The following is a 26,135-nucleotide window of genomic DNA, read 5'->3' as shown; positions in this document are numbered from 1 at the left end:
TTGGTAATTGCTTGAGCTTGGCTTGCATCAGTGTTGCGAGGTCTATCTCATCACACAGCACTTCTACGTCCTGAACTCGAAAGTAAACAATCATACGTTACCCTCAATTGAAAACGTGGAGCTATTATGCCGTGGCGCAAACCAAGTTATTTACCATTTTACGCCACTCAAACACATTTCAATCCAATCATTTTGAAGTCTCAAATTAGAGTAATTCATCCACTTTGCACAATCTTTACAATAGGAAGAATTTACCGACTTGCCCGTTTCTTACCTTCCTACGTCGACGTTATGCATGCTTTATAATGCCGTATTTTCAATGCGTTATATTAATACCCCGTCGTATTCCTTATTTGTTATCTGATCGATATCAAGCAATCTTCCGCTCAAGCCGCGCATTGTTCAATTTGAAGCTGAGCAGCCTTTTGTTGCAAAACGTATACACGGGATTGTAATCACGTTTTGTATCACTACAATTCCAAACCAAATGAATAAAGAAACGTTTGTATGCCGAAATTAAATTTAGACAGCGCAAGGAAAAGCTCTGCACTTTCTGAGAATGGAACCTGCGAAAAAGTACAATCGGCATTAGAACCGAAATACCACAAGCCAGGAAAGAAACTTTGCCTCAGTGCAGGTCTGACGGAGAAGCACATTCAACGCCGTTGGAACGTGCTGGAATCGATGACAGACAAAGATCTTCTCTTAGATCCTTTCACGCAATCGCATTACCACCAATACGCCAACAACATTGAGCACTTTATTGGCACGGTAAACGTTCCTGTTGGTGTTGCAGGTCCTTTGCGTATTAACGGTCTGTACGCAAGCGACGACTATTTAGTACCACTTGCAACAACGGAGGCTGCATTGGTGGCGTCTTACAACCGCGGAGCCAACTTAATTACTGCTGCTGGTGGTGCGAGTACCCTTTTGATCAGCGAAGGTGTGAGCCGTACTCCCGTGTTTGGTTTCCAATCACTTGCAGAAGCAGCGCAGTTCGTCAGTTGGGTAGTGACTCAATACGATATTTTCCGTAAAGAAGCGGAATCAACCACTACGCACGGCAAACTCAAAGACATCAACGTTAACATTGAGGGCAATCATGTTTACCTCGTGTTTGAATACGTGACGGGCGACGCGTCTGGTCAGAACATGGTGACCATCGCCACGCACAAAGTATTCCATTACATTCTTGAACACAGTCCAGTCACTCCGCTTGATGCTTACCTAGATGGCAACTTGTCTGGTGATAAAAAAGCCAACGCACACACGTTGCGTTCAGTCCGCGGTAAAAAAGTATCCGCTGAGGTTACAATCCCTGCGGCATTGGTTGAGAAATACCTGCACACGACACCAGATGCCATGGTGAAATTTGGCAAGATGAATACGGTCGGTGGATTACTAAGCGGCACTATCGGTATTAATGCGCACTATGCCAATGCCCTCACCGCTTTGTACATCGCATGCGGACAAGACGCGGCTTGCGTTGCAGAATCAGCAGTTGGTATTACTCGAATGGATGTGGATTCTAACGGCAATCTATATGCCTCCGTAACTTTACCAAACATCATGGTTGGAACTGTTGGCGGCGGTACTGGTTTACCAACTCAGAAAGCGTGTTTGGATATACTTGGCTTGCATGGAAATGGCAAAGCGAAAGCGTTGGCAGAAGTGGCAGCTGGTCTGTGTTTAGCGGGTGAGCTTTCTATTGTTGGTGCTTTCTGTGCCGATCATTTCTCCCGCGCGCACCATAAGCTAGCAAGAAAATAGTCTCACGAAATCCAATAAAACCACTCTTTTTTAGGCTCTGTTAACCTTTCGAACTGATTTTTGCAGCGAATTGTTGGCTACTTTTACAAGGCAAAGACTTTGCTGTGTAGCTAGCCTACACGAGAAGTTGATAACGCAATACAAATGACCAACAAACGCTGCCCGAAGGGTTCGGTTAGTCGCTCCCGGCGAAAATCGTTTTATGCTTTGTTTAGGAATCTTTGCTTAGAATGACTAGGCGTTCAATCCGAACAAAATTTAACCGCGAAAGAGCAACAGATCCTCATCGTAGAGTGGTTTCTATTATTAAACCCAAGAAACTACGGTTGCAGCGCACTACTGTATAAATACACAGAACACCTAAAACCCTCATCTTTCGTGAACGGTTTAACTCGCCACGCTTGATGGTTTCATTTCTTATTCAAAATTTCTTTAAAAGCTCATAAAACCACAACTAAGTGTTATATCAACTTGCACTTTTCGGTCAAACCTGACTCAAACGTTCTCGTTCTCAAAGTATGAATTCAAAAAAGTTTCATATTTTATTTGAGATGGCTCACATCACATTGCTCGCCGATTATTCAGTCACTTATTATTTTTTCTCATTAAAAATTAACCTTCAGCAAGACTATTTTCTGCAATTAACAACTTTGATAGTGATTTTTACCGTCTATAATCCGTTCTGCAGCTGCTTGATTTAACTGAATTTATTAATTAGCTCATTAAGAGCTTCATTACTCCCGTTAAATGGATTTAAGTCGTTCCTTTGGGTAAGAGAGTTAACGATGAAACGTCAGAAGCAAAATGAAATTTCTTGTTGGGTATTGGGCTTTGTTGCCATGCTGCTGTTCTTTGTGGGACCAGTGTCGGCTGACGAAGACGACCCTGACCAAGCGACCGCACGATTTTTATATCAAACGACATTTGGTCCAACTCCTGCTTTGATAGACCAGATAAACCAAACCAGTTATGACACGTGGATTACAGAACAAATACTTCTCCCACCCACCTATCACAGTGATCTTTACTTCACTCCTTTCAGCAAAGGAGCCCAAGCAAATAGAGAAAACGCTTGGTATCAAATTGTTTTAACCTCCGAAGATCAACTGCGTCAGAGAATGGCGTTTGCATTAAGTCAGATTCTGGTGGTCTCAAAAAATGGCGGTTTCTTATCGAGCAAGCCAACCGGACTAGTCAGCTATTACGACTTACTCGTTGAGAATGCGTTTGGCAACTATAAGGATTTGTTGCTCAAAGCGGCTAAACACCCTGCAATGGGAAATTACCTATCTATGATGGGGAGTACGAAAGAAAACCCAACAACCGGCGCACTACCTGACGAAAATTTTGCTCGCGAACTGATGCAGCTCTTCACTATTGGGTTATATCAACTCAACCTCGATGGCAGTGTTAAGTTTAATCATGACACCGGGCAACCCCTTGCTACCTATTCACAAAACGATATTCAAGAACTCGCTCGAGCTCTAACTGGCTGGAATAAGTCGGATGTCGACTTTGTGTTACCAATGCGAGTGGTAAACAGCCTTCATGATACCAACGAGAAAGTCGTGCTTGGGTCCACTATCCCTGCTGGTTTAAATGCAGAAGAAGAGCTCGAACTTGTCATTGATATCTTAATGGCTCATGGCAACATCGCCCCTTTTGTTTCTAAATTGCTCATTCAGCGATTTGTCACCTCAAACCCAACGCCAGAGTACATTGCTCGCGTTGCTAGTACGTTCAATAACAATGGCAAGGGCGTGAAAGGCGATTTGCGCGCGGTAATTAAAGCAATTCTTCTCGACGACGAAGCTCGAGGATTGACATCGAACCAACCAATTAAAGTTAAAGAGCCAATCTTGGTCATCACTAATTTCCATCGCGCTGCTGGTTTTACTCTGACAGCGGCACGTTACGACAACGCAGTATCCTTGATGAATATCGCGAATCAAGGACCATTGCGCTCTCCATCCGTGTTCAACTTCTACTCTCCTGATTATCAGCCGTCAAAAGACTTTGTCTTTAATGGTTTAGTTGCACCGGAATATGAACTGTTTGATTGGTCGGTATACACCGAACTGGTGAACTTCATGCTTTATAGCGTGCGCAAAGGTTCCGAATCGACTTACACGCTCAATATGGATGAACTTTATCAACTCCTCGATGACCATAACGCTTTGGTTGATCGTGTCGACATGCGTTTCTTTGCTGGAACCGCTTCACCAGAGCTAAAACAACTCATGATCGAGGTGCTCGATAATTACCAAACCAGTTACGTACCGAAAACCAAACTTGCTTTAGTGATTTTCACAGCAATTTCGGGCAGCGAATTCTACATTCAAGATTAGGAGCGGATTATGAAACTCTCACGACGCAACTTTATGAAAGGTACCGCTTCTTTGGGTGCTTTTGCTTCTGTCGGCTTATCAGGCTACGCACTAGCGACACCGAGCAATGACTTCCGTGCTTTGATCTGTGTTTATATGGATGGCGGTAACGATGCAATCAATACCTTCTTGCCACTCTCCGACTTTCATTATGATCAATATGCCAGCGTGCGCGGTAAGTTATCGGTCGCAAAAAATACCGTCATTCCGATTGGCTTAAACGCCAGAGATAATCGAGGAAATGAGGTGCCTTTGGGTATGCACCCTAAATTGGAACGATTAACGGAGGTCTTTGAAAATGGCGATGCGACGGTCGTCCTGAACAGTGGCGTACTTGAACAGCCAATGTCAAAGCAGATGATCGAGTCTGGCGAAGTGCCCTTACCGGATCAACTCTTTTCTCACAACTCGCAGACCAAAACTCTGATGCGTGGCGGTATGGATACGTTTTCAAACCTTGGTTGGGCAGGACGTATGCTCGACATAATGGGCCGAACGTCTGAGATTACTCCACTCTACAGTGTTCATGGTGACTCCTTATGGCTGCGCTCACTTGAACATAGGCAAACAGTTTTGAAAAAGGACCGCGCCGTCCAGTTGAGTGCGATTGGAAACCCGCTTTACAAAGAAGTGTACGACCAGTTGTTAGCCACTTCTCCCGATAATCCATTCAGCGGGCATTTTAATCTCATGGTGGATGAATCAATGACTATGAGTGGTGTGTTAGCTGAGCAACTGCATAACGTCGACAATGCGCCACTTTTTACCTCTACAACGCTAGGGAAACAGATGCAGACGGTTTACAAGCTTATCGCAAGCCAGAGCCAATTAAACCAACAACGACAAGTGTTCTTTGTTAAACATACTGGTTACGATGTTCATGATTCACAGCTTTCAAAACATCCTGCATTGCTAGAAGACTTGGCGACTAACCTGTTCGCTATGTATCGCGCTATTGATGCACTTGGAATGCGTGACAATGTCACTACATTTACCATGTCTGACTTTGGGCGACGCATGACAAATAATGGCAATGGTACCGATCATGGCTGGGGTGGACATCAATTTGTGATGGGAGGCGCGGTAAATGGTTCTCAACCAATTGGAACTTGGCCCGAATTGATACTAGATGGTGAAGATGATTACTCTAAAGGACGTTTGATTCCAAGAATCGGCACTGATCAAGTAGGTGCAACCTTAGCTCAATGGATGGGCATTACTGATGGGACAGCAATGGATTACGTGTTCCCAAATATACGCAACTTCCCTTCCTCTAACCTTGGCTTTATGTCATAACTGCTGCAATCCAGTACGCAAAAAAGGGAGCATTATGCTCCCTTTCATTTATTGAGTTTGATATCTCATTTAAGCGTCTTCGCTGCGTGGTCGTTCATTACATAGCTTGATTGCACGCTCTAGAAGTTCTAATGCGGTCTTATCGCTTTCTGGTAATGCCGCTTCACTTTCGCCAATTGGCGTTACGCGGTCACCCCATTTCAACACAGCAGCGCCCCATGTCAAACCAGCGCCAAATGCAGCCAATAACATGTTATCACCTGGCTTCACGCGACCTTGCTCAAGAGCTTCACACAATGCGATTGGCACTGTTGCTGCTGATGTGTTGCCGTAGTTTTGAATATTCACGAACGCTTTTTCTTGTGGGATACCAGAAAGGTCACACAGCGTTTGGATGATACGGATGTTCGCTTGGTGCGGGATTACCACGTCGATTTGATCTGTAGTTAACTCTGAAGCTTTCAGAACCGTTTTCGCAGCCAGCCCCATGCCTTTAACTGCGCGTTTAAAGATCTCTTGACCAACAAAGTTGAAATCCCAATAACCGTTGTCTTCAGCGAAGCGGTCCATGCATGTACCAAACTTAGGAACAGAGAGAATGTCTCGCCCTTTTGCATCACAACCAATTTGTGATTGCAGAAGACCCGTTTCTTGCTCTGTACGTGTCAGAACGACTGCACCAGCGCCATCACCGAACAATACTGCCGTATCACGCATTGCCCAGTCGATGTAGAAAGAAAGACGTTCCGCACCAATGATGATCGCATTACGGTAGTTGCCCGACTGGATCAAACGCGTACCAGTTTCAAGACCGTAGACAAAACCCGTACACGCCGCGTTTAAATCGAACGCGGCAGCAGAGCGAATACCAAGGTTTTGTTGCACCTTAGAGGCAATGTTTGGAATAAGAGAATCAGGAGAGCATGTCGCAACAATGATAAGGTCGATGTCACTCGCTTCCACGCCAGCACGAGCCATCGCATGTTGCGCAGCTACCGTTGCCATGTCCGACGTATTTACGTGGCTAATGCGACGGTTTTCAATACCAGTACGGGTGCGAATCCATTCATCTGAAGTTTCAAGGAAAGTGCTAAGGTCGTCGTTAGAGAGCGAAGCTGGTGGAAGGCATTTTCCCCAGCCAGTAATTTCAGCGTAGTAATTTGTCATCGCAGACCTATTTATTGTTGTATTTTAATGAAATTTCTTAGAACCTGTTCGGGTCCAAATACAAACCTGTCATATCGTATTTCGGCAGGCTAAAAAATAAGTATACAAATTATGAAGCAGACTGGTAAGTCATGTTTTCATCAAGTTGTCATAAAGGAAGAAGTCATGTCATCGTTTAAAACTCGTTGCCCGTCTTGTGGCGGTTTAAATCGTGTCCCTAATGAGCGAGTTGCAGAAGCTGCAAGTTGCGGTAAATGTAAGAACGCTTTATTTGATGGTGCGCCTGTAGAAGGCACCATCGATAACTTCTCAGCACTACTAGAGAGTGACACTCCAGTTGTGGTTGATTTCTGGGCGCCATGGTGCAATCCATGCGTTGGTTTTGCTCCTGTTTTCTCGGATGTCGCACAAGAACAGACCGGAAACGCTCGTTTTGTCAAGATTGATACTGAAGCTCAACAACAATTGGCGGCTCAATTCGGTATTCGTAGTATCCCTACCATCATGGTTTTTAAGAATGGACAACGCGTTGACATGATCAACGGAGCATTACCAAAAACTCAATTCGATCATTGGCTAAATCAAGCACTTAACAAATAAACCCCGTCGCCAGCCTCGCTCTCGGGCTGGCGTTTTTATGCAGCATTTCCTCATAGAATTTCGATAAATAACTTTTGTCGAAACGACTCAAATATATCGTTTTACTTGCCTATTAATTAGCCTCATATTCGCGCCGAATAACCCCTGATTTTTACTTAACTTATAGGCGCAAAACATTGGAAAACACAGCCATTCCTGCAGCATCACCACGAGTCACAGTTCCTGTCGTAGCACTGTCTCTTTATGCAGTGGCATCAGGCTATTTGATGAGCTTGATCCCTCTTATGCTTGGTGAATACAACATCTCTGCTGATTATGCGAGTTGGTTGGCGAGTGTGTTCTATGGCGGTCTATTGTTTGGTGCCATGTTCTTTGAGCGAATCGTTCGCAGCGTTGGACACCGTAAAGCGTTTGTCGGTAGCTTGGCAGCCTTTTCTCTGACGATCATCGTTTTGCCGATTATTCCTAATGGTATGGTATGGCTATTTGCACGCTTTATTGCGGGCATCGCAGTAGCGGGCGTATTCGTCATCGTAGAATCATGGCTAATGTCTGGCGATGAATCCTCACGCGCTAAACGTTTGAGTCTATACATGCTTTCTTTGTACGGCGGTTCTGCGCTTGGTCAATTTGGCATTGGCATTCTTGGCGTAAGTGGTGGCGTCCCTTTTGTTGCCATCACGACACTGATCTTGATGGCGATGCTAGTGCTACTATTTATCGACTGTGAGCAACCAAACAGCCATGAGTCTACTGCACTGTCGTTCAAACAGATTTCTAAACTAAGCCACGCTGCAATCATTGGTTGCGTTGTTTCTGGTCTTACTCTGGGAGCAATTTACGGTCTGATGCCAGTAGAGCTCGCAAACCGTAAAATCAGCCACCAAGACATTGGTACTTTGATGGCGTTAGTGATTCTGGGCGGTATGTTGGTTCAACCTATGGTGACAACCTTAAACAAGTACATGGCACGTACTGTACTAATGGCGTTCTTCTGCATCCTTGGCATTTTCTCTATCGGACTGACTTTCATTTCTTCGTCAGCGGTGGTGTTGGCAGTGGCGTTGTTCCTATTAGGCATGGCGACATTCGCTCTATACCCAATAGCGATTAACCTAGGTTGTGAAGGCTTAGACGAGCGTTTCATCGTGTCTGCAACGCAAGTCATGTTGTTTAGCTACAGCGTGGGGTCAGTAGCAGGTCCAGTGGTTGCTGATAAATTTATGGGTCAAATGCACGGTTTGTTGGGCTACTTATTTGCAGCATTACTTGCAACTTGCATTTACATGCTAATCGCAGCAACTAAATCCAAGCACCAAATGGCGGCAGGTTTGTAATTTTTAACCTGTCCCAACCAGACAAAAGAAACGAGGGTTCATGCCCTCGTTTTTTTGTTTCTGAAATACTCTACTCTTTAAATCATTGGGGAATTAAACCGGCTCATTAGTTTTGATTCTCCAATAATTTCTTGCGATAACGTGTTGGCGAACTGCCGTAGAACTTTTTAAATCGGTGCGTGAAGTTGTAAGGATCACGATAACCCAATCGGTTTGCTATCATGACAACCGACCAAGCTGGATACTGTAATAAGTCCGCCGCTTTGTGCATGCGAAGCTCAATTAACTTGCTCCTCGGACTCATGTTGAATAATTGTTTGGACAGTCGGTTAAACTGCTCTTCACTTATAAAACATCGCTTTGCCATCTCGGCGACCGTCCAAGGTAGGTGCAGTTGCCCTTCCACTTCATTAAATAATGTTTGAACGCGAGAAAGCGAGCTACTGATAGGCGTTTCGACGCTTTTGACTAAACGTTGTACTTCGCTGATCAATAACTGACGAAAACCAGTACGACCGCCTATCTCATTGTAGAGCAAGGTCATTAACGCCCAAATTTGCTCTGAACCTTGGAAAGGCATGACCGTCTGACCAAGATCCGACAGATGCCGCCAAGAACCTGCATTCTGAGGTAGTAGCCAAACCATTTTCCAATGATCTTTGTCAGGATTCATTTCAAACCGAAAGCACGTATCGACAGGCAAAATGGTCAGCGTATAAGGTTCTATCTCTTTGACAGAATCGGGGGTTATCAGAACGCCACCACCTTCAACCGTAAACAACAAAGTATGCACACCAACTTTGTTTCTTTCGACATGATAACCATCACGTAACTCAGCCAAGCCTGCCATAAAAATGTCTGCACGATGCCACTCAGGAATCTCTGTCAAAGTAAGAAAGCGTTCCTTACATGCAGGAGCCAAGTACACGTCATCTTGCCATTCCGTTTTGGTTGCAAATTGCCCAATGACGGATTTGCACAGCTTTTGTGGTTTTTCACACATGTATTTCCTTTCCTATACGCTTTATATTCCTCTCAAAATTTGAGGAGTGACTATGGCAAACAACATTGGTATCAAAAATAGTGCTAACCCTTTATATAACGGACTACTTAAGCAGATTGTCCGTTTGGGTTTTCCTGTCGCTATCCAGAGTGCTTTGGTAGCAATACTTGCCTTAGCCGATGTTCTCATGGTTAGCGATTTTGGTAAAGAAGCAACCGCGGCTGTGGGAATTGCATCAAAATGGCATTTTGTCGCCATTATGATCATGGCAGGTTTAGCATCTGCAAATGGCACACTTGTTGCGCAATATTGGGGACGAGACGATGCCGTAAGTGCAAAAACCGTCACCGGTATTGCGATTCGTTTTGGTCTAAAGGTGCTTATTCCTGTCACTCTAATTATCACAGTTGGCAGCGAAGTGATCATGCGCCTGCAAACCAGCGATATTCAAGTAATTGACCTTGGTTCTACCTACCTTTGGTATGCGTTCCCTGTGTTGCTACTGACTCACATCATTATTGTATTAGAAGCCAGCATGCGCTCTTCTGGTGACACCGTCACTCCGCTATTAATGGGAGCAATGACTATTGTGCTCAATATCGCTCTGAACTTTTGGCTCATTAAAGGCGGGCTAGGTATACCTGCAATGGGTGTTGCAGGTGCGGCATTAGCGACGACGATTTCTCGCTTATTCCAAGTACTAGCCATGATTGGCTATATGCGTTGGCGTAAACATTGGTTATTGGAAGTAAAAGAAGGGGCTGAACGCCCCTCTTTGTGGCTCTCTTATCGCCGTTTGGCATTACCAATGACCTTAGGCGCGCTACTTTGGGCCATTGGTACGATGGTGTATCAAATGATTTTTGGTCACATGGGCACGACAGAACTCGCGGTGTTTAGCATGTTAGGTCCATTTGAATCTCTGTGTTACTCCATCTTTTTTGGAATCTCTGTTGCGTGTTCAGTGATGATTGGGCAGTCGTTAGGGCGTGATGAGTTTGAACAAGCTCAGCACATGGCAAGCTTCTTCATTAAAGCGGTGTTTGTGTTTGGTATTTCGATTGGCGCATTACTGCTACTAAATCGAGAGTTAATCATTGCAGCATTGAACCTAGATAACTCAGAACTTTACCCACTCGCGGCACCCGCAGTCGTGATTTTATGTAGCGCGATTTGGCTCCGCATGCTCAACATGATCATCATAAACGGCATTATTCGAGCGGGTGGCGATAACGTCTTTTGTTTACGCATGGACTTTATCGCGATGTGGATGACTGGATTGCCTTTGTGCGCCGTCGCCGCGTTCGTCTTAGACTGGGAGTTTAAATACGTTTACGCACTAATGATCGCAGAAGAAGTAGTGAAATTGGCACTGTGTTATCGTCGATACACGCAAAAGTATTGGATCAAGAATCTCACCGTTGTTACGACTTCTTAGTACGTTTTTAACTAGGCTTCTTGGCTTCGCGTTCTGCACTCATTCGTTTGTGGCGATTCGACACATTGGCAGCTGGTTTATTTGGAACCTCACGCTTCTCATGCACCAAGTGCCGAATCGCTAAGATCGGATGCTTGAGTAACATTCTCGGTCCTGAATAACGCATCACTAAACGCATTTGCTCTTTAGGCTCGGGTTTGTAGCAATGTATTGGGCATTTATTGCAAGTCGGCTTGTCTTCTCCGTAAGGACAACGATCAAGCCGAACTTCCGCATATTCTAACAATTCGCGACATTCCGCGCATAGCTCACCTTTTGTGCCATGGTGGTCTTTACAGTAAACCTCGACCATCGCCTTGACGGTTTTAAATTCAGTGGCGAGTTTACCTAACAAAATGTCGCTCATTTTTTTCCTCTAACTAAAACAGATTCATACCCAAGTGACTTCAAGATGCAGGATTCAGAGCCCTATCATTGATTCGAGAGCAAAGAAAACTAAACCGTGTAATAGCAAGCTCTTTCCAAGTTGTTTGACGTAGCCATTTGTTTGACTAAAAAACTAAGTCATTCACGCTGAACCTAGTATCTCAGGTTACTTAGTATAACCCAGAGACCTTAACAATAAGGCTTTAAGTTACTTATCTGGTTACAACTCCATCGTATAGAGCTGTAAAGTTCGACCATTATCGTAAGTCTGCTCAACGCGTTCAAACTGAAAACCCAATTTTTCTAGCAAACTTATACTGCGAATATTGTCATTATTGGTGATAGCGACCAAGTTTTCTACATTCATTTGCTCACGAGCAAAATCCACGACGACACTTGCGGCTTCTTTCGCGTAACCTTTGCCATAAGCGCTAGGCAGATAACCGTAACCAATATCAAACGCTGTTAATGTATCGCGTTTAACCAAACCACAAATGCCAACTGGCTGTTTATCATGGTTGGTTTCAACCACCAGCAAACTGACACCCTTAAGTTCCTGCATTCTTAACATGTTATCTTGGATGTAACGCTTGGCTTCTTCTAGGGTTCGAATTTGTTTGTCACCGACGAAACGATAAAAGTCTGGCTGGTTGTAGAGTTCTAAAATAAACGGCGCATCTTCTACACTGACAAGACGCAGTGTGAGGCGCTTGGTAGTAAGTGTTTTCATAGGGAATCCATTAGGGTTGTAACTTGGCGGAAAAATCACTATCCTGCCCCGCTAAATTAAAGGACCAACACCATGAACCGCAAGAAGAAAATTAATTCGATTTTAAAAGCGAAGCAGAAAAAACAAAATGCAAAGCTTCATAAGAGCAATAAGCCTCGCTACATCTCAAAAGCAGAACGCGCGAAGATGGAAGCGGAACAGCAAGCTAATGAGCAAACTTCACAAGCCACTGAAGAAACTCAAGCAACAGACGAAGCATAAAAGAAAAGCCGCATAACGCGGCTTTTTTTATCCAAATTTAACGTGCTTATTTGTATCTCAGATACGGACTTTTAGTACTCAAGGCTGTAGTTAAGCGTGAACGTACGACCTCTTCCCTTATAGTCATAAGCAGCAGACTCATAGTGAGTTGCGTATAGAATTTGCGCACGTTGTCCCCACACCGTGGTGTAATCCTCGTTAAACAGGTTTTGGATTCCGAATCCTAATTGACCAACAGGCAGTATCACGCTGCCTAGCAAATCAAATGTTGTGTATCCATCTAACTTGTTGTTCGCATCATCTTCGTAATCGAACATAGTTTGGCTTTGTAGACGCACAGAGTAATCGTTTTGGTACCATGCTGCCCAAGCGTTCGCTTTAGATGTACTTGCCTTACCAGCACTCAAACCTTCCCATTTACCATTGGTCTTCAGTTCAGATACGACATAATGACCGGAAGCACCAACAAGAATATCGCTGGTTACCCAGTAGTTGATGTTTGCTTCCGCACCATACACACGTTGCTCGTCATCCACACTGGTAATCAGCAAAGTTTTACGGTCGTATTTGATTGAGTTATCTGACAACGAGTAATAACCCGCTGCTTGAAGAGACAACGCTTCCTTATCTAAACGGTAACCAATTTCGTAACTGTCCGTTTTAATGCCTGACAATTTAGAATCAGATACATTGATGCTGTCTTTTAGTGCGTAATGACCATTTGCATCTACTGCATCGTAACTGCCCTGACCATAGTATTTCGCTGGGTCCGCCAATTGGAAACCTTGGGAGAAGTTTGCCCAAACTTGCGACTCATCATTCAACCGATAGATAGTGCCAAGGTTGAATAGGTTAACTGAGTAATCTGTACTGCCACCTGGTACTGAATCAGCCGACGTTCCCGCTCCTGCAGCAATCTTCTTCTGCACACTATAAGCGACAAAGTCATCAACTTTGTTATCTATGTATTGATGGCGATAACCTGCTTGTACAGACCAATCCGAAGTAATTTGGTAGTCCCCTTGAATAAACAATGCGTAAGAAGACACGTCTACACCAGGGTAACGACCAACTTGTGCATACGTCTTGTTTATCAAGTTTCCAGAATTATTAGCAATCGTCGAATCGAAGAGTGCTTGGTTACTGTCGAAACGATCAAGATAAGCATCAATACCATAGATAAGATTAAAATCGTTCCAATTCTTCGCTAACGCCAGACGCCCTGCAAAAACCTCTGTTTCTTGCTGAGAAGCACTTTGGAAATATGGTGTGAAAGTTTGGTCTTCACTTCGATAGGACAACTCACCAATCAATTGATGACCTAATACAGACTCATGACTGTAACTTGCGCTAAGAAGAACACGTTCTGTACCGTGTTGGCGGTCAGATTCAAATCCTTTACGTACATCGACGAAATCGCGCCCCACAATGTACAGACCATAAGGTGAGTCTTGTTGGCTATCATAGTATTGCGCAACTAGGCTAAGTTGGCTTTCATCTGACGTTTGAATCTCCGCAGAGCCCATCACATCAAGCGTTGAATTGTACTGCAGTGAACCTTGTGAGATGTCCGGCGTGACAATGTCACCATTACCATCATAGAAACCCTGAGTTTCGCCGTACACCACCGAACCACGCGCACTTACTTTGTCGTTTCCGCCAGAGACAGATTGGGCAACCTTATAATCAAAATCGTCACCACCATTAAAACCAGTCGTACCGCTCACGTAAGATTCAAATGCAAGTTCATCTGACGTCGCTTTCTTTGTGACAATATTTATCACACCACCCGTTGCGCCGGCACCGTATATCGATGTCGCACCGGATAACACCTCAATACGTTCAATATTGAATGGGTCAATCGCGTCGAGTTGACGACTGATTGGGCGTGAGGATTGTAATGACACCCCATCGATCATAACCAACATTGCACGCCCACGGAGGTTCTGCGCGTAGTTAGTTCGACCACCCGTACCAACGTCTAATGACGGAATCGTTGCCGATAAGATGTCACCTAGGTTTTTTCCTGCTCGGTATTGTTGAGCGATCTGCTCTTGATCAACGAACCAAACCGTACCCGGAATGTCTGAAATGGACTTAGGCATAACACTGCCAACCACTACTACTTGTTCATCCGCATTACTTTGTTCGCTTATGTTAGATTCTTCTGCAAGCGCTTGAATTGCATAGCCACTGCTCATCGCAAGCATGATGAGATTTAAAGAAAACTTCCTTTTTATCATTGTCTTTATCTTTTTATAAATTACAGAGTCGACAATAATACTCATTCTCAATCATAGATCGAGCACTGTTACATATGTTATACGTTTGTTACCTTGCGACACTTCGAGATTTGACGAGTTGCTTATTTTCCTCTGTTCGAGGGCAATCTTCGCACAGTTTTCGCCCTTCACATTTGTAGACTAAACAGCAGCTTTTTCGGACTAATTTCAAAGGACGCTCGTCTGAAAAAGCGTACAGGGATGATGTATTTTCAGAACTTAACCCAAGTGCTTCCAACCACAACTTGGCATGCTGGTGAATGAGCTCGTCACTAAATTGAGGAAAATGTTGCTGGAGTCGAATCAAGCATGCCATCACACCATCAGACATCAATTGATGAGTAAAGCCCGGGCGTATGCGAGTCCAATCACTCATTTGAATCTGATAGAAGTCATAAAGTGCACGTATTTGCTTACCAGCTTCGACAATCAGTTCTTCAATTTCACCATGAATATGCTGTTCATCAGCAAAGCGGTAACCCGTGACAAACCCCCGCTGCACGTATTGCCCCATCCCCCGTAGATTTGGCAAAGTGTGAAATCCATAGATCGAAATGAATGCCACATACATAGGCTGCCAACAAAGCAGGTCCCATGTTCGAGTTAGCCAATAGGCTTTACCCGCTTCAGGATGCGCTTGAGAAAGCGATTGATAGAGTGATTGTACAATTGGATTGATGTCGTTATCGATATGGATTGCACTAGCACCAATCTCACCAATACTGCCATGTAAGAATGGCGTGACTTCCTTTGAGTAATGGAAGAGTTGCGGAAAAAAATGCTCAGACATTGTTGTGTTTACGTACGTTTTTGTTTGAACGCAGTTATACGCAAGCCAAGCACTCAATGCAAATAATTATCAGTAATGTTTACGCCATATCACTTTGACGTGCTACAGAGCATTAAAATCAATAAAAAGCCGCAAATAAACGGCAGCAAAACAAACCTTAAACCTCGAAGATGCACCAAAATGGTTCGGTTTAACGTCAGAACTAGTGGATAAAAACATTCCAACAACACCAGCTCAAAGGCAGCGTAACACTTTGGCTCCGTAGCGTGAGTTATTCCCAATTATTAGACATTACTATTTCCTATGAAATGGAATGTGAACAAGGCTAAGTATTTTTTTCTTGAATATAGAAACAATAAAAGTCCCTGTTTCTAATAAGGAAATTAAACATGTTGTATCTTGAGTTTCTATTTTTGCTCGTGATGCTGTATATCGGTTCACGGTATGGCGGCATTGGTCTTGGTGTTGTTTCAGGTATTGGTTTGGTCATTGAGGTTTTTATCTTCAAGATGCCACCAACCTCCCCACCCGTCACTGTAATGCTGATCATCCTTGCGGTGGTTACTTGTGCTTCCATTCTTGAAGCTGCTGGCGGTTTGAAATACATGTTGCAGGTAGCCGAGCGCGTACTGCGTAAGAACCCTAAGCGCGTTACCCTCATTGCACCGTTCGTCACTTACTTTATGACCTTTCTACTTGGTACTGGTCACGCGGTATACTCCATCATGCCAATCATTGGCGACGTTGCGTTGAAAAATGGCATTCGCCCTGAGCGTCCGATGGCTGCGGCATCCGTTGCTTCTCAAATCGCAATCACGGCATCACCAATTTCAGCCGCTGTGGTTTACTACCTAGCACAGCTGTCTGACATTCAACACGAAATCACCTTGCTATCGATTCTTCTCGTAACAGTACCAGCAACCTTGTTTGGTACGCTGTTGATGTCGCTATACAGCTTGAAACGCGGTAAAGAGCTTGAAGATGACGAAGAGTACCAAGAGCGTCTAAAAGATCCGGTTTGGCGTGAGAAAATCTTAAACACAACGGCAACTTCTTTGGACGAAGTGCTTCCTGCGAGCGCACGCAACTCTGTTTTGCTGTTCATTCTGTCGATTCTTGTGATCGTCGTTATTGCGATGTGGCCGGAAGTACGAACCATCGTCGATGGCGCGAAGCCAATCAGCATGGCGGTGGTTATTCAGATGATGATGCTCTGCTTCGGCGGTATCATTTTGCTTGCGACCAAAACCGACCCACGTGACGTGCCAAACGGCGTAGTTTTTAAATCCGGCATGGTGGCAGCAATTGCTATCTTCGGTATTGCATGGATGTCAGATACCTACTTCCAATACGCGATGCCTCAATTCAAGTCCGGCATTGTTGAAATGGTAACCAACTATCCTTGGACGTTCGCACTCGCGCTATTCATCGTATCAGTAGTAGTGAACTCTCAAGCAGCAACAGCGCGTATGATGTTACCTGTTGGTCTCGGACTAGGCTTGGACCCTGCACTGCTTATCGGCTTAATGCCAGCGGTTTACGGCTACTTCTTTATCCCTAACTACCCTTCTGATATCGCAACAGTAAACTTCGATACTTCAGGTACGACTAAGATTGGCAAGTGGTACTTCAACCACTCATTCATGTCTGTGGGTTTAATTGGTGTGATTGGTGCTTGTTGCTTGGGTTACGTGCTAGGACAAATGATCATTCCTTCGTAACTAACCAACTTATAGTTTGGGGCGAGTCATTGTACGTTAACGTACAGCCTGAAGTGACTCGCCCTTTCTTTATTCTCAAAGCTATACAGCGAGAAGAAGTTAAAGAAGAAAGTCGTCATCCACAGCAACAAAATGGTCCGCGCAATCAATCAAGGTTTGGGAAGTTAACTTTGGTACGCCATACACTGTAACTTTCTTGTTAAAGCGTTGCTGAATGCGTTCCACCAACAAACTAAAATCGCCATCGCCAGATACCAGAACCACTTCATCCACTTCCGGCGCAATCTCAATCGCATCTAGTGTAATACCTACATCCCAGTCGCCTTTCGAGCTCCCGTCACGACGTTGAATATAAGGTTTAAGCATCACCTCAAACCCAACACCACGCAAAATATGGTGGAACTGACGCTGTTTTGGGTCATTGCTCGCAATGGCATAGGCACGCGCACTCACCACTTCTTTTCCTTGTGTCGCGACATACCAAAACTGGTTGTAATCAAAATTGCTGCGGTACGCTTCACGACAGGTGTAATACACGTTCTGTACGTCGACTAAGATTGCGATCTTTTGTTTGCTTTCAGAGTTCATCTATTTAATACGCTTTATTTGTTTGCCGCATACCCTATGCCACTTTGGACCAAAGCACAATGAGCTAATTCCACTAAACTTACCGTATAACGTGATAAACGAAGTCTCGCGTTTCAAGGAGGGAGCCATGAACAAGTCGACGTTAGCCCTTTTGCTTGCATGCCTCATATCAGGCAATGCGTTTGGTTATCCAGCACACTCACAGTACTGGCCACATCGCAGTGTTCTTTACTTTGCCCCTGCGAATGACGACCACGTAAAACAGTTTTTGCTCGAAGCTTTGATGAATGAATGTGAATTGGAAGACCGCGATGTGATCACTTTAGTGATTGCAGAGGACGGTTTTACTGAACCTTCATGGTTAAAAGAAGAGTTCGATTTGAAAATGCTGGCCGCTCTCTACGAAGTCAAAGCAGGTCAACACACTGCGATTCTTTTGGGTAAAGACGGAGAAGAGAAACATCGCTGGGGTGCGAAGACTGATTGGCAGTTCATCAACGATTTGATCGATGAAATGCCAATGCGAAAAAGAGAGATGCAACAGAAACGCAGTCCTTGCGCGATCTAATACTTAAGACTAAGTCTTCAGTTACTTTCCGAACCAGTCCAATTTGCTGTGCAATTGCGTCACGCTGCCAACCACAATCAACGCAGGGCTTACTGCTTGTTCTGCCATATTAGATAGCTCGTTCAGCTTACCTTGGAATACACGCTGCTCTGTACGTGTGCCGTTTTCAATGATAGCGCATGACATCTCTGGGTCTAATCCATGTGTGATAAGCTTATCCATGATATGACCGCTTTGTTTCAACCCCATATAGAACACAAGCGTGTTGTTTGACTGCGCTAGCGAGTGCCATTCAATCTCACGGCCATCTTTTTGTACGTGACCAGTAATGAACTGAACGCTTTGCGCGTGGTCACGATGCGTTAATGGAATACCTGCGTAAGCCGTTGCACCCGCAGCAGCTGTGATACCCGGAACCACTTCGTATTTGATGCCGAATTCTGCTAGCTCTTCTAGCTCTTCACCGCCACGACCAAAGATAAATGAATCGCCGCCTTTTAGACGTACAACGCGTTTACCTTCTTGCGCTTTTTGCACCAAGATTTGGTTGATTTGATCTTGAGGCACGCAGTGAAAGTCCAACTTTTTACCTACGTAGATCATCTCTGCTGATGCGTGAGCCAATTCTAGAATGTCTTTCGACACCAATCGGTCATACACCACAACTTCGGCTGCTTGAATGGCTTTTAAGCCCTTTACTGTCAGTAAATCTGGATCACCCGGACCTGCACCAACAAGAGAAACAAAGCCGCTGTTTAAAGATGAGTTAACAGTTGTCATATCAACGCCTATTGAAAAATTTAGATATAAAGAGAGACTCTGACAAAGAAACGCTTTTTATAGCCAAATAGCTTATTAGTATATGGGAACGAGGTTCCCTGCTCTGGAGTTCCTTCATCTAAGGAATGACAGGCTTTTCGCTTTGCTTGTTATCGCATTAGATGAGCAGTACTTGTTGAATTGCTCCTATTTGAGTCATTCCCGAAAGCGACGAAAGAGCGTAGTCGGGAATCTCTCAGTTCAAGCCCAAAGAGAGTCCCGACTTGTTCATTACCTAATATTGGCAATAAACCTCAATTACTTAGCCATTGCAGGCTGTGCTTTTACTTCTTCTTCAACATTGATAGAAGGCGCAGTTTTAGCGTGAGTTAGGTACAGTGGAATACAAGTCATCACTAGACCACCAACGATGTTACCTAGGATGGTTGGGATAAGGTTGAAGTTCAACCAAGTCGCAATACCGAAATCAGCACCTAGAATCATACCTAGTGGGAATAGGAACATGTTTACCACTGTGTGCTCAAATACTAGTGCGAAGAAGATGAAGATTGGGAACCACATCATTGCTACACGACCAGACACTGAACGTGCAGTCATGTTGCCGATAACGCCAAGACACACCATTAGGTTACAGAAGATGCCGCGAACGAAACACGTGATCCATCCGTCCATACCCATGTTTTCGAAACCAAGACTACGTGCTGTAGAAACAGCGACGAATTTCTTCGCTACTGCGTTCAATTCTAGAGAGAAGTTACCTGTTAGAGAGATAGCCACTAGGTAAGCAACGATTAGAGAACCGATTAGGTTACCCAAACCAACCAAACCCCAACAACGGAAGATACGACCCCAAGTGATACCAGGACGGTTTGCAAATTTAGCTAGAGGAGCCAGACCAAAAACACCTGTTACTAGGTCGTAACCCATCACACTTAGAATCACGAAACCAACTGGAAAGACAAGCGCACCCACAACGCCCACGCCCGTTTGTACGATAGTCGTAATAGCCACAACCACCGCCAGCGACAGGATGATACCCGCCATTGTACCGCGGAGTAACAAATCGCGAGTACTGGTGTTGGTTTTCGCTTCACCCACGTTGATCATGGTTTGAACGAATTCTGTAGGCTTAAAATCAGTAGACATGAATGTGTCCTTATTCAAAAAGTGAAAGTTAAAAAATTAAAGATTGAATAGAGAAAGGCTTCCCGTTAACTCACTAACATCTCGCTTCCCTGTCCCCCGCAGATGACTCTGGAAAGCCTTTACCTATTAAATCTAGATCTCGGTTCATTCCCTCCCCCTTAGAGGAGGGAATGGAAACCAAGCTTATGCAGAAATCTCTACTTCGCCGTTGGTTACGCGCGTTTTGTACGCTTTCACGCTAAAACGCTCGTCTTCCATGCACGCACCTGTAGTCAGGTTAAAGCGCTGCTTTTTAAGTGGGCTTGCCACCCAAAGCTCGCCTTGGTGCTCACAGATCAAACCGCGAGAAAGCACGTTTGATTGGAAGAACGGGTCTGTGTTGCTGATCGCCAGCACTTCTTCTGCTTGTGTTGGGCGAAATACCGCAACTTGCTGACCATCAACCAGTGCACAAACACCTGTGCCCGGTACGATGTCGCTGATTTGGCAAATCTTTTCAAATGACATAATCAACCTTCCCTTATGCTTCAGTGATCGCTACGTGTAGGATGTCGCCTTTCGCTTCAGGGTGTTTTTCCGTGAAGGTTGCTGGGCGGTGCTGTTCACGCTCTTGTACAAACACGACGTTTTCATCGCGCTTGTCAGAGTTGATGAAGTGCGCGAAGCGAGTCAGTTGTGATTCGTCGTTGATAGTCGCAGTCCACTCACACTCGTATTCGTCGACAAGTTTCGCTACGTCTGCTTCTAGTTGCGCGTTGATGCTAAGCTTATCGTTAACAATCACTTCGCGTAGGTAGTCAACGCCACCTTCCATGTTTTCCATCCAAACTGATGTGCGTTGTAGTGGTGCAGCAGTACGGATGTAGAACATCATGAAGCGGTCGATGTACTTGATTAGCGTTTCTTTATCTAGGTCGCTTGCTAGTAGGTCTGCGTGACGAGGTTTCATGCCGCCGTTACCACATACGTACATGTTCCAACCTGCGTCAGTCGCGATGATACCAAGGTCTTTACCTTGTGCTTCCGCACACTCACGAGTACAGCCAGAAACACCGAACTTCATCTTATGAGGAGTACGAATGCCTTTGTAACGGTTCTCGATGTAGGAACCTAGACCAACAGAGTCTTGAACACCGTAACGACACCACGTTGAGCCAACACAGGTCTTCGCCATACGAAGTGCTTTTGCGTACGCTTGACCTGTTTCGAAACCAGCGTCGATAAGCTTGCGCCAGATCTCTGGAAGATCGTCTTTTTGAGCACCAAACAGACCAATACGTTGAGCACCAGTGACTTTGGTGTACAGGTTGTATTCAGCAGCAACGTTCGCTAGCGCACCCAGTGCTTGAGGCGTTACTTCACCACCCGCCATACGTGGGATCACAGAGTAAGTACCGTCTTTTTGGATGTTACCTAGGAAGTTATCGTTCGTGTCGTGCAGCTTAACCAGTTGTGGCTTAAGAATGTGCTCACCCCAGCAAGAAGCCAAGATAGAACCAGCCAATGGTTTACAAACTTCACAGCCGTAACCTTTACCGTATTTTTCTAGAAGCTCATCAAACGTTTTGATCTCTTCAATGCGGATTAAGTGGAATAATTCTTGGCGTGAGTATGCAAAGTGCTCACACACGTCGTTCTTCACTTCGATACCAGATTTAGCAAGCTCAGCATTTAGAACAGAAGTGACTAGAGGAATACAACCACCACAGCCTGTACCTGCGCCAGTCACGGCTTTGATGTCGCCCAATGTGTGGTGACCATCAGCAACCGCTTGTGCGATCTTGCCTTTTGTTACGTCGAAACAAGAACAGATTACTGCGCTTTCTGGTAGAGCGTCTGCACCTAGTGCTGGTTTCTCAGCGCCTGCGTGTGCAGGAAGGATCAACGCATCCGGGTGCTCTGGCAGGTCGATTTCGTTCAACATAAGTTGAAGCAGGTCGCCGTAGTCCGAGGTGTCACCGACCATAACCGCGCCAAGCAGTTTCTTGTTGTCTTCAGAAACGATAAGACGTTTGTAAACTTCTTGCTCTTCGTTTTGGTAAACGTAACTCTTACAGCCTTCGGTACGACCGTTCGCGTCACCGATTGAACCTACTTTTACACCAAGAAGTTTCAGCTTCGCAGACATGTCAGCGCCTTCGAATTTGCTTTCTGTGTTACCTAGCAGGTGATCAACGGCAACTGTCGCCATCTTGTAGCCAGGAGCAACAAGGCCGTAGAACATTTCGTTCCAAGACGCACACTCACCGATGGCGTAGATGTTCTCATCAGAAGTCTGACAATGGTCGTTGATAGCAACACCGCCACGAGGTGCCACTTCTAGCTCCATTTGGCGCGCTAGTTTGTCTTGTGGACGAATACCTGCGGAGAATACGATGAAGTCTGTTTCTAGCTCTGAACCGTCAGCAAAACGCATAACGTTGCGCGCATTTGTGCCTTCTGCCGCGATCTCAAGCGTGTTTTTGCTAGTGTGAACGTTCACGCCCATGCGCTCGATTTTTTGACGAAGTTGGTTACCACCAGCTAGATCAAGTTGCTCAGCCATTAGCTTTGGTGCGAACTCAACAACGTGCGTTTCTACACCTAGTGCTTTCAATGCGCCAGCTGCTTCAAGACCTAGCAGACCACCACCGACAACAACACCTGATTTGCTCTTCTTCGCACACGCTTCGATCGCTTTAAGATCTTCGATAGTGCGGTAAACAAAACAGTCTTTGCTTTCGTGACCTTTGATAGGTGGAACAAATGGGAATGAGCCAGTAGCAAGAATCAGCTTGTCGTATTGAACTTCACGACCAGTGCTTGAGTAAACAATGCGGTTTTCACGGTTGATATTAATCGCACGCTCACCGATCAACATGTTAATGCCGTGTTTCTCGTAGAAGCCTTCTTTCACTAAAGAAAGTTCATCTGCAGTATGGTGAGAAAAGTAAGAGGAAAGGTGCACACGGTCGTATGCGACACGAGGTTCTTCACAGAAAACCGTAATGTCCATATTAGACATATCAGCTTTCTCGACTAAGTCTTCGATATAACGGTGGCCTACCATACCGTTACCGATGACTACTAGCTTCAACTTGCTCATTGTACTTCCTAAGGGTTAGGTTCTTATAACTGAGCGCATTGTTAAATGTGAAAGAAAATTAATACATGATGTAAATCAATTACGGAATCAAACTACCCTAAAGGGGTAGATAGGTTGAAACCCTCGATTTAAAAGGGTCTAACGGTAAATTTGCTACATCTTTGTGTAGTAATTCATCACCGAGAAGATAAACTCTTAACATTTCTTCATAAATGAATCTATTTGGCTGGTACGTGTTGAAAACGGTTTAGCAGTATTGAATTTGTTTGAAAAAATTCAACATTTTATGATGCGATAAAACTAGATCAGAGTAAGCCCTACTCTTTTACACCATTAGGCTGTGCTGATTATATTTCAATTGGTTTGTCCATAATCACAACGTTGCGTCCTTTATCTTTGGCTAGGTATAAGTTCTTATCCGCAACCTCAAAGGCTTGTTCGAGTGCTTTCTCGCATGCATCCCCACTCGGATAAGGCGTTATTTTTGTCAAAGGCACTGCCCCTACTGAAATGGTCACAACTTGTGATGGAAGATTTTTGGCATGTGGAATGGCTAAAGCCTCAACGGCTTGTCTTAAATGTTCTACTTTTGCTTGAAGCACATCTAAGGTATTCCCGTAAACAAGCAAGGCAAACTCCTCGCCGCCTAATCGAAACGACGGTTGGTCCTTACCTAAAAACGAGCGAAAGAGTTCAGCAACATCACATAACGTGTTATCCCCTTCGATATGTCCGTATGTATCATTAAACTTTTTAAAGTTATCGATATCGCACAAAACGAAGCAGGCATAATTCATACTACCTACCGTTTGCTGAACAAACAGTGGTGCAGTACGTTTATACAAGTAACGCGACCCTAATCCCGTCAAGGCATCAGCATCAGTTTGTTGACGAAGAACGCGCAACTGGTTTTTGATTTTCGTAATCAAGCTGGAATATGAACGAGCTAAGTCACCAATTTCATCCGAACGCTGAATTTCAGGAATATACGATTGGTCGATCTTTTCAATGTCTTTTTTCATCGACATTGAAAGACGCTTGAGTGGGCTAACAATCCACATGGTGACCATGTATATCATCACCATAGAGATTAACGAAGCGATTAACGCCTCATTAAGCAGCTCTTTAATTAGCGTCGTTTTGATAGTGTCGAGTTTACTTGCATCTAATACCGCCCAAATGTAGCCACCGTTTACGTTTCTTAAAGGCAGACAAACATGAAGCACCGATAGATTGGCATCGTAGTAGAAGTCGGTTTGTCGAAGATAATCTTTTGTCCATGGCAGGTTAGTATCTTGATTGAGCCCCTTGCTGATTTGTAGTGCCTCTAAATCAACCTTTGCTTTGTTGATAAGGTATTGGAGCTTATTACGCTTAATTTCATCTGTGTCAGGCGTCGCCGCCAAGATGTGCTCAAGGTTCCCCTTTTGCGCTTGGAGCGCCCTTACCTCCTGATCGCTGACATCAATTCGCCACACTTGATTGGATTGTGCCAAATATCGAACTGCCACTTTTTGTTCTTTGTAATCTGATGTGCCGAAGACCTCAACAAACAATAGACCATCGATGGCTCTGAAGTTCTCTTTGGTCGAAGGCATCATCAAGTTTGCGTAATTACGACCCGCTATAGAGCCGGAGAGAAACGTCATTTGTGAAGACAGATGCGTTTTCGCCATAATCACTGCATGTTCGATACGCATATCCCATTCACTTTGGAAGCGCGTATAGGACAACCCAGAAATAATGGAAATCACTAAGACCAGATGCGATAAAAAAAGCATCTGGTTTATCGTCAACCAACCGAAAACTCGATTACTCACTTTGGACTACTGCTTATCTTTGTACACATCCAAAACGGGCTCTGCGCAAGTACCGTTTATACAGATGTCCTGATAAGTAGTATGGCAACTTTGACAAAACGAAGGCGCCAATGAAGGATGTGAATGGCTAATGTCTTTTCCTTTACGGTCATAGCTGCCATAAATTGCCATACCTCCAATATGTTCTGTCACCCACACGATACCTTCTACTTCTGAAATCGCCACCGCCGTCGGTCCATCTGTATACGGACCGTGAGTTTTGTATTGCTCTATTTTGTTCGGATTCACTCGGATAGTAAGTGGTGACCCCTGACCATTGTTGATCCAGCTGTAGGCTCTTACGGATTCTTGAATAAATAGTGAAGTATCTGGCGGCAGGACAGTATCTGCAGGTAGGTTTTGTGACTCTTTAACAACGGGCCAATCTTGCCACCCTTCTGGGTAACTTGCCATTGACGCTGCAAAAGCAGTATAAGATGCAGTGCTCATCATCAAGACTACGATTTGCCTGCTCAATTGTCTTAACACGTGTGTTTCTCCATAAACCGAATACGCTCTTCCTGAGCAAAAAGACTAACACTTTCATATATTAACAAGTGTTAATATATGATGTTATCAATTAGCCCTTAGTAATGCACATAGTTTATAGACAACAACGTTCTGTTAATACAGTTGAATGATCAAATTGGGATCGTTGAGCAGTTATGCCCAGTCGAAAATCAGGGTGAAATAGAATTAAGAGTTAGATGTAAAGGTTATTGATACTTTTATCGAAGAATCACAACGAACAGGCGAATTCTCACGACCGATTGGTCAGAGGTCTGAATTGAAACAAGAAAGAGAATGGAGGCGCCTCCCGGAGTCGAACCGAGGTCCACGGATTTGCAATCCGCTGCATAGCCACTCTGCCAAGGCGCCATAGTGTTTCGTATTGAAACTT

General features: G+C 44.6%; 22 protein-coding genes and 1 tRNA gene. 9 read left to right on the top strand and 14 right to left on the bottom strand.

The window, feature by feature from the left end; translation table 11 throughout:
* Window positions 1–507: 507 nt before the first annotated feature.
* The 3 genes from MHO32_RS22665 (at window position 508) to MHO32_RS22655 (ending at window position 5,453) form a co-directional block, all read left to right on the top strand.
* Window positions 508–1,770, top strand: a complete 1,263-nt coding sequence (locus MHO32_RS22665; protein ID WP_005446918.1) for a hydroxymethylglutaryl-CoA reductase — start codon at window positions 508–510, stop codon at window positions 1,768–1,770.
* Window positions 1,771–2,555: 785 nt separating this feature from the next.
* The gene (locus MHO32_RS22660) at window positions 2,556–4,118 is read left to right on the top strand and encodes a DUF1800 domain-containing protein (protein WP_239214185.1); all 1,563 of its coding nucleotides are present in this window, start codon (window positions 2,556–2,558) and stop codon (window positions 4,116–4,118) included.
* Between the two features lie 9 nt (window positions 4,119–4,127).
* The gene (locus tag MHO32_RS22655; RefSeq protein ID WP_050937260.1) at window positions 4,128–5,453 is read left to right on the top strand and encodes a DUF1501 domain-containing protein; all 1,326 of its coding nucleotides are present in this window, start codon (window positions 4,128–4,130) and stop codon (window positions 5,451–5,453) included.
* A gap of 69 nt (window positions 5,454–5,522) precedes the next feature.
* Here the strand turns inward: MHO32_RS22655 and MHO32_RS22650 are convergent, their stop codons facing one another.
* A complete protein-coding gene (locus MHO32_RS22650; RefSeq protein WP_017189083.1) occupies window positions 5,523–6,620 on the bottom strand; it encodes a ketoacyl-ACP synthase III in 1,098 nt (365 codons plus the stop codon).
* A gap of 165 nt (window positions 6,621–6,785) precedes the next feature.
* Here MHO32_RS22650 and trxC point away from each other — a divergent pair, with 165 nt between their 5' ends.
* Both trxC and MHO32_RS22640 read left to right on the top strand, forming a co-directional pair.
* Window positions 6,786–7,220 (top strand): thioredoxin TrxC, encoded by a 435-nt coding sequence (gene trxC, locus MHO32_RS22645; protein ID WP_038898968.1) that lies wholly within the window; start codon window positions 6,786–6,788, stop codon window positions 7,218–7,220.
* A 176-nt stretch (window positions 7,221–7,396) separates the two neighbouring features.
* Window positions 7,397–8,557 carry an MFS transporter gene (locus tag MHO32_RS22640; RefSeq protein ID WP_005446927.1) on the top strand — a complete coding sequence of 387 codons (1,161 nt, stop codon included), beginning with the start codon at window positions 7,397–7,399 and terminating at the stop codon, window positions 8,555–8,557.
* A 106-nt stretch (window positions 8,558–8,663) separates the two neighbouring features.
* Here MHO32_RS22640 and MHO32_RS22635 read toward each other — a convergent pair whose 3' ends face one another.
* Entirely contained in the window at window positions 8,664–9,560 is an 897-nt protein-coding gene (locus MHO32_RS22635; RefSeq protein ID WP_005446928.1) for a helix-turn-helix domain-containing protein, read from the bottom strand.
* Window positions 9,561–9,612: 52 nt separating this feature from the next.
* Between MHO32_RS22635 and MHO32_RS22630 the strand changes: the two genes are divergently transcribed.
* Window positions 9,613–10,998: an MATE family efflux transporter gene (locus MHO32_RS22630; protein WP_047515842.1), complete on the top strand. Its 1,386-nt coding sequence runs from the start codon at window positions 9,613–9,615 to the stop codon at window positions 10,996–10,998.
* A 7-nt stretch (window positions 10,999–11,005) separates the two neighbouring features.
* Here the strand turns inward: MHO32_RS22630 and MHO32_RS22625 are convergent, their stop codons facing one another.
* Together MHO32_RS22625 and MHO32_RS22620 are read right to left on the bottom strand one after the other, a co-directional pair.
* Window positions 11,006–11,404: a nitrous oxide-stimulated promoter family protein gene (locus MHO32_RS22625; RefSeq protein ID WP_005446930.1), complete on the bottom strand. Its 399-nt coding sequence runs from the start codon at window positions 11,402–11,404 to the stop codon at window positions 11,006–11,008.
* Between the two features lie 240 nt (window positions 11,405–11,644).
* Window positions 11,645–12,154, bottom strand: a complete 510-nt coding sequence (locus MHO32_RS22620; RefSeq protein WP_239214182.1) for a GNAT family N-acetyltransferase — start codon at window positions 12,152–12,154, stop codon at window positions 11,645–11,647.
* A 72-nt stretch (window positions 12,155–12,226) separates the two neighbouring features.
* Between MHO32_RS22620 and MHO32_RS22615 the strand changes: the two genes are divergently transcribed.
* Complete coding sequence (locus MHO32_RS22615) at window positions 12,227–12,415, top strand: DUF2986 domain-containing protein (RefSeq protein WP_005446933.1); 189 nt, start codon at window positions 12,227–12,229, stop codon at window positions 12,413–12,415.
* A gap of 71 nt (window positions 12,416–12,486) precedes the next feature.
* Here MHO32_RS22615 and MHO32_RS22610 read toward each other — a convergent pair whose 3' ends face one another.
* Entirely contained in the window at window positions 12,487–14,658 is a 2,172-nt protein-coding gene (locus MHO32_RS22610) for a TonB-dependent receptor (protein ID WP_272492040.1), read from the bottom strand.
* Window positions 14,659–14,746: 88 nt separating this feature from the next.
* Window positions 14,747–15,487: a siderophore ferric iron reductase gene (locus MHO32_RS22605; RefSeq protein ID WP_239214180.1), complete on the bottom strand. Its 741-nt coding sequence runs from the start codon at window positions 15,485–15,487 to the stop codon at window positions 14,747–14,749.
* A 389-nt stretch (window positions 15,488–15,876) separates the two neighbouring features.
* Here MHO32_RS22605 and MHO32_RS22600 point away from each other — a divergent pair, with 389 nt between their 5' ends.
* Entirely contained in the window at window positions 15,877–17,208 is a 1,332-nt protein-coding gene (locus MHO32_RS22600; protein ID WP_005446939.1) for an anaerobic C4-dicarboxylate transporter, read from the top strand.
* A 99-nt stretch (window positions 17,209–17,307) separates the two neighbouring features.
* Here MHO32_RS22600 and MHO32_RS22595 read toward each other — a convergent pair whose 3' ends face one another.
* A complete protein-coding gene (locus MHO32_RS22595) occupies window positions 17,308–17,796 on the bottom strand; it encodes a LabA-like NYN domain-containing protein (protein WP_005446941.1) in 489 nt (162 codons plus the stop codon).
* Window positions 17,797–17,923: 127 nt separating this feature from the next.
* On the opposite strand from MHO32_RS22595, the gene MHO32_RS22590 reads away from it, so the two are divergent.
* A complete protein-coding gene (locus MHO32_RS22590; RefSeq protein WP_009696657.1) occupies window positions 17,924–18,364 on the top strand; it encodes a DUF4174 domain-containing protein in 441 nt (146 codons plus the stop codon).
* A 21-nt stretch (window positions 18,365–18,385) separates the two neighbouring features.
* On the opposite strand, the gene cobA is transcribed toward MHO32_RS22590, so the two are convergent.
* The 7 genes from cobA to MHO32_RS22555 form a co-directional block, all read right to left on the bottom strand.
* Window positions 18,386–19,144, bottom strand: coding sequence for a uroporphyrinogen-III C-methyltransferase (cobA, locus tag MHO32_RS22585; protein WP_009696658.1), 759 nt, complete (start codon window positions 19,142–19,144; stop codon window positions 18,386–18,388).
* Between the two features lie 297 nt (window positions 19,145–19,441).
* A complete protein-coding gene (locus MHO32_RS22580; protein WP_239214177.1) occupies window positions 19,442–20,290 on the bottom strand; it encodes a formate/nitrite transporter family protein in 849 nt (282 codons plus the stop codon).
* A 183-nt stretch (window positions 20,291–20,473) separates the two neighbouring features.
* The gene (nirD, locus tag MHO32_RS22575; RefSeq protein ID WP_005387969.1) at window positions 20,474–20,797 is read right to left on the bottom strand and encodes a nitrite reductase small subunit NirD; all 324 of its coding nucleotides are present in this window, start codon (window positions 20,795–20,797) and stop codon (window positions 20,474–20,476) included.
* Between the two features lie 13 nt (window positions 20,798–20,810).
* Complete coding sequence (nirB, locus tag MHO32_RS22570; protein ID WP_239214175.1) at window positions 20,811–23,375, bottom strand: nitrite reductase large subunit NirB; 2,565 nt, start codon at window positions 23,373–23,375, stop codon at window positions 20,811–20,813.
* Between the two features lie 347 nt (window positions 23,376–23,722).
* Window positions 23,723–25,075, bottom strand: a complete 1,353-nt coding sequence (locus MHO32_RS22565) for a sensor domain-containing diguanylate cyclase (RefSeq protein WP_239214173.1) — start codon at window positions 25,073–25,075, stop codon at window positions 23,723–23,725.
* A 126-nt stretch (window positions 25,076–25,201) separates the two neighbouring features.
* Window positions 25,202–25,687, bottom strand: a complete 486-nt coding sequence (locus MHO32_RS22560) for a hypothetical protein (RefSeq protein WP_009696661.1) — start codon at window positions 25,685–25,687, stop codon at window positions 25,202–25,204.
* Between the two features lie 352 nt (window positions 25,688–26,039).
* Window positions 26,040–26,113 (bottom strand) — tRNA-Cys (locus MHO32_RS22555).
* Between the last annotated feature and the right edge of the window lie 22 nt (window positions 26,114–26,135).

This window comes from Vibrio sp. MMH1-50, from assembly GCF_022347645.1.
Lineage (GTDB): Bacteria > Pseudomonadota > Gammaproteobacteria > Enterobacterales > Vibrionaceae > Vibrio > Vibrio harveyi.
This window is presented reverse-complemented; position numbering and strand designations above follow the sequence as displayed.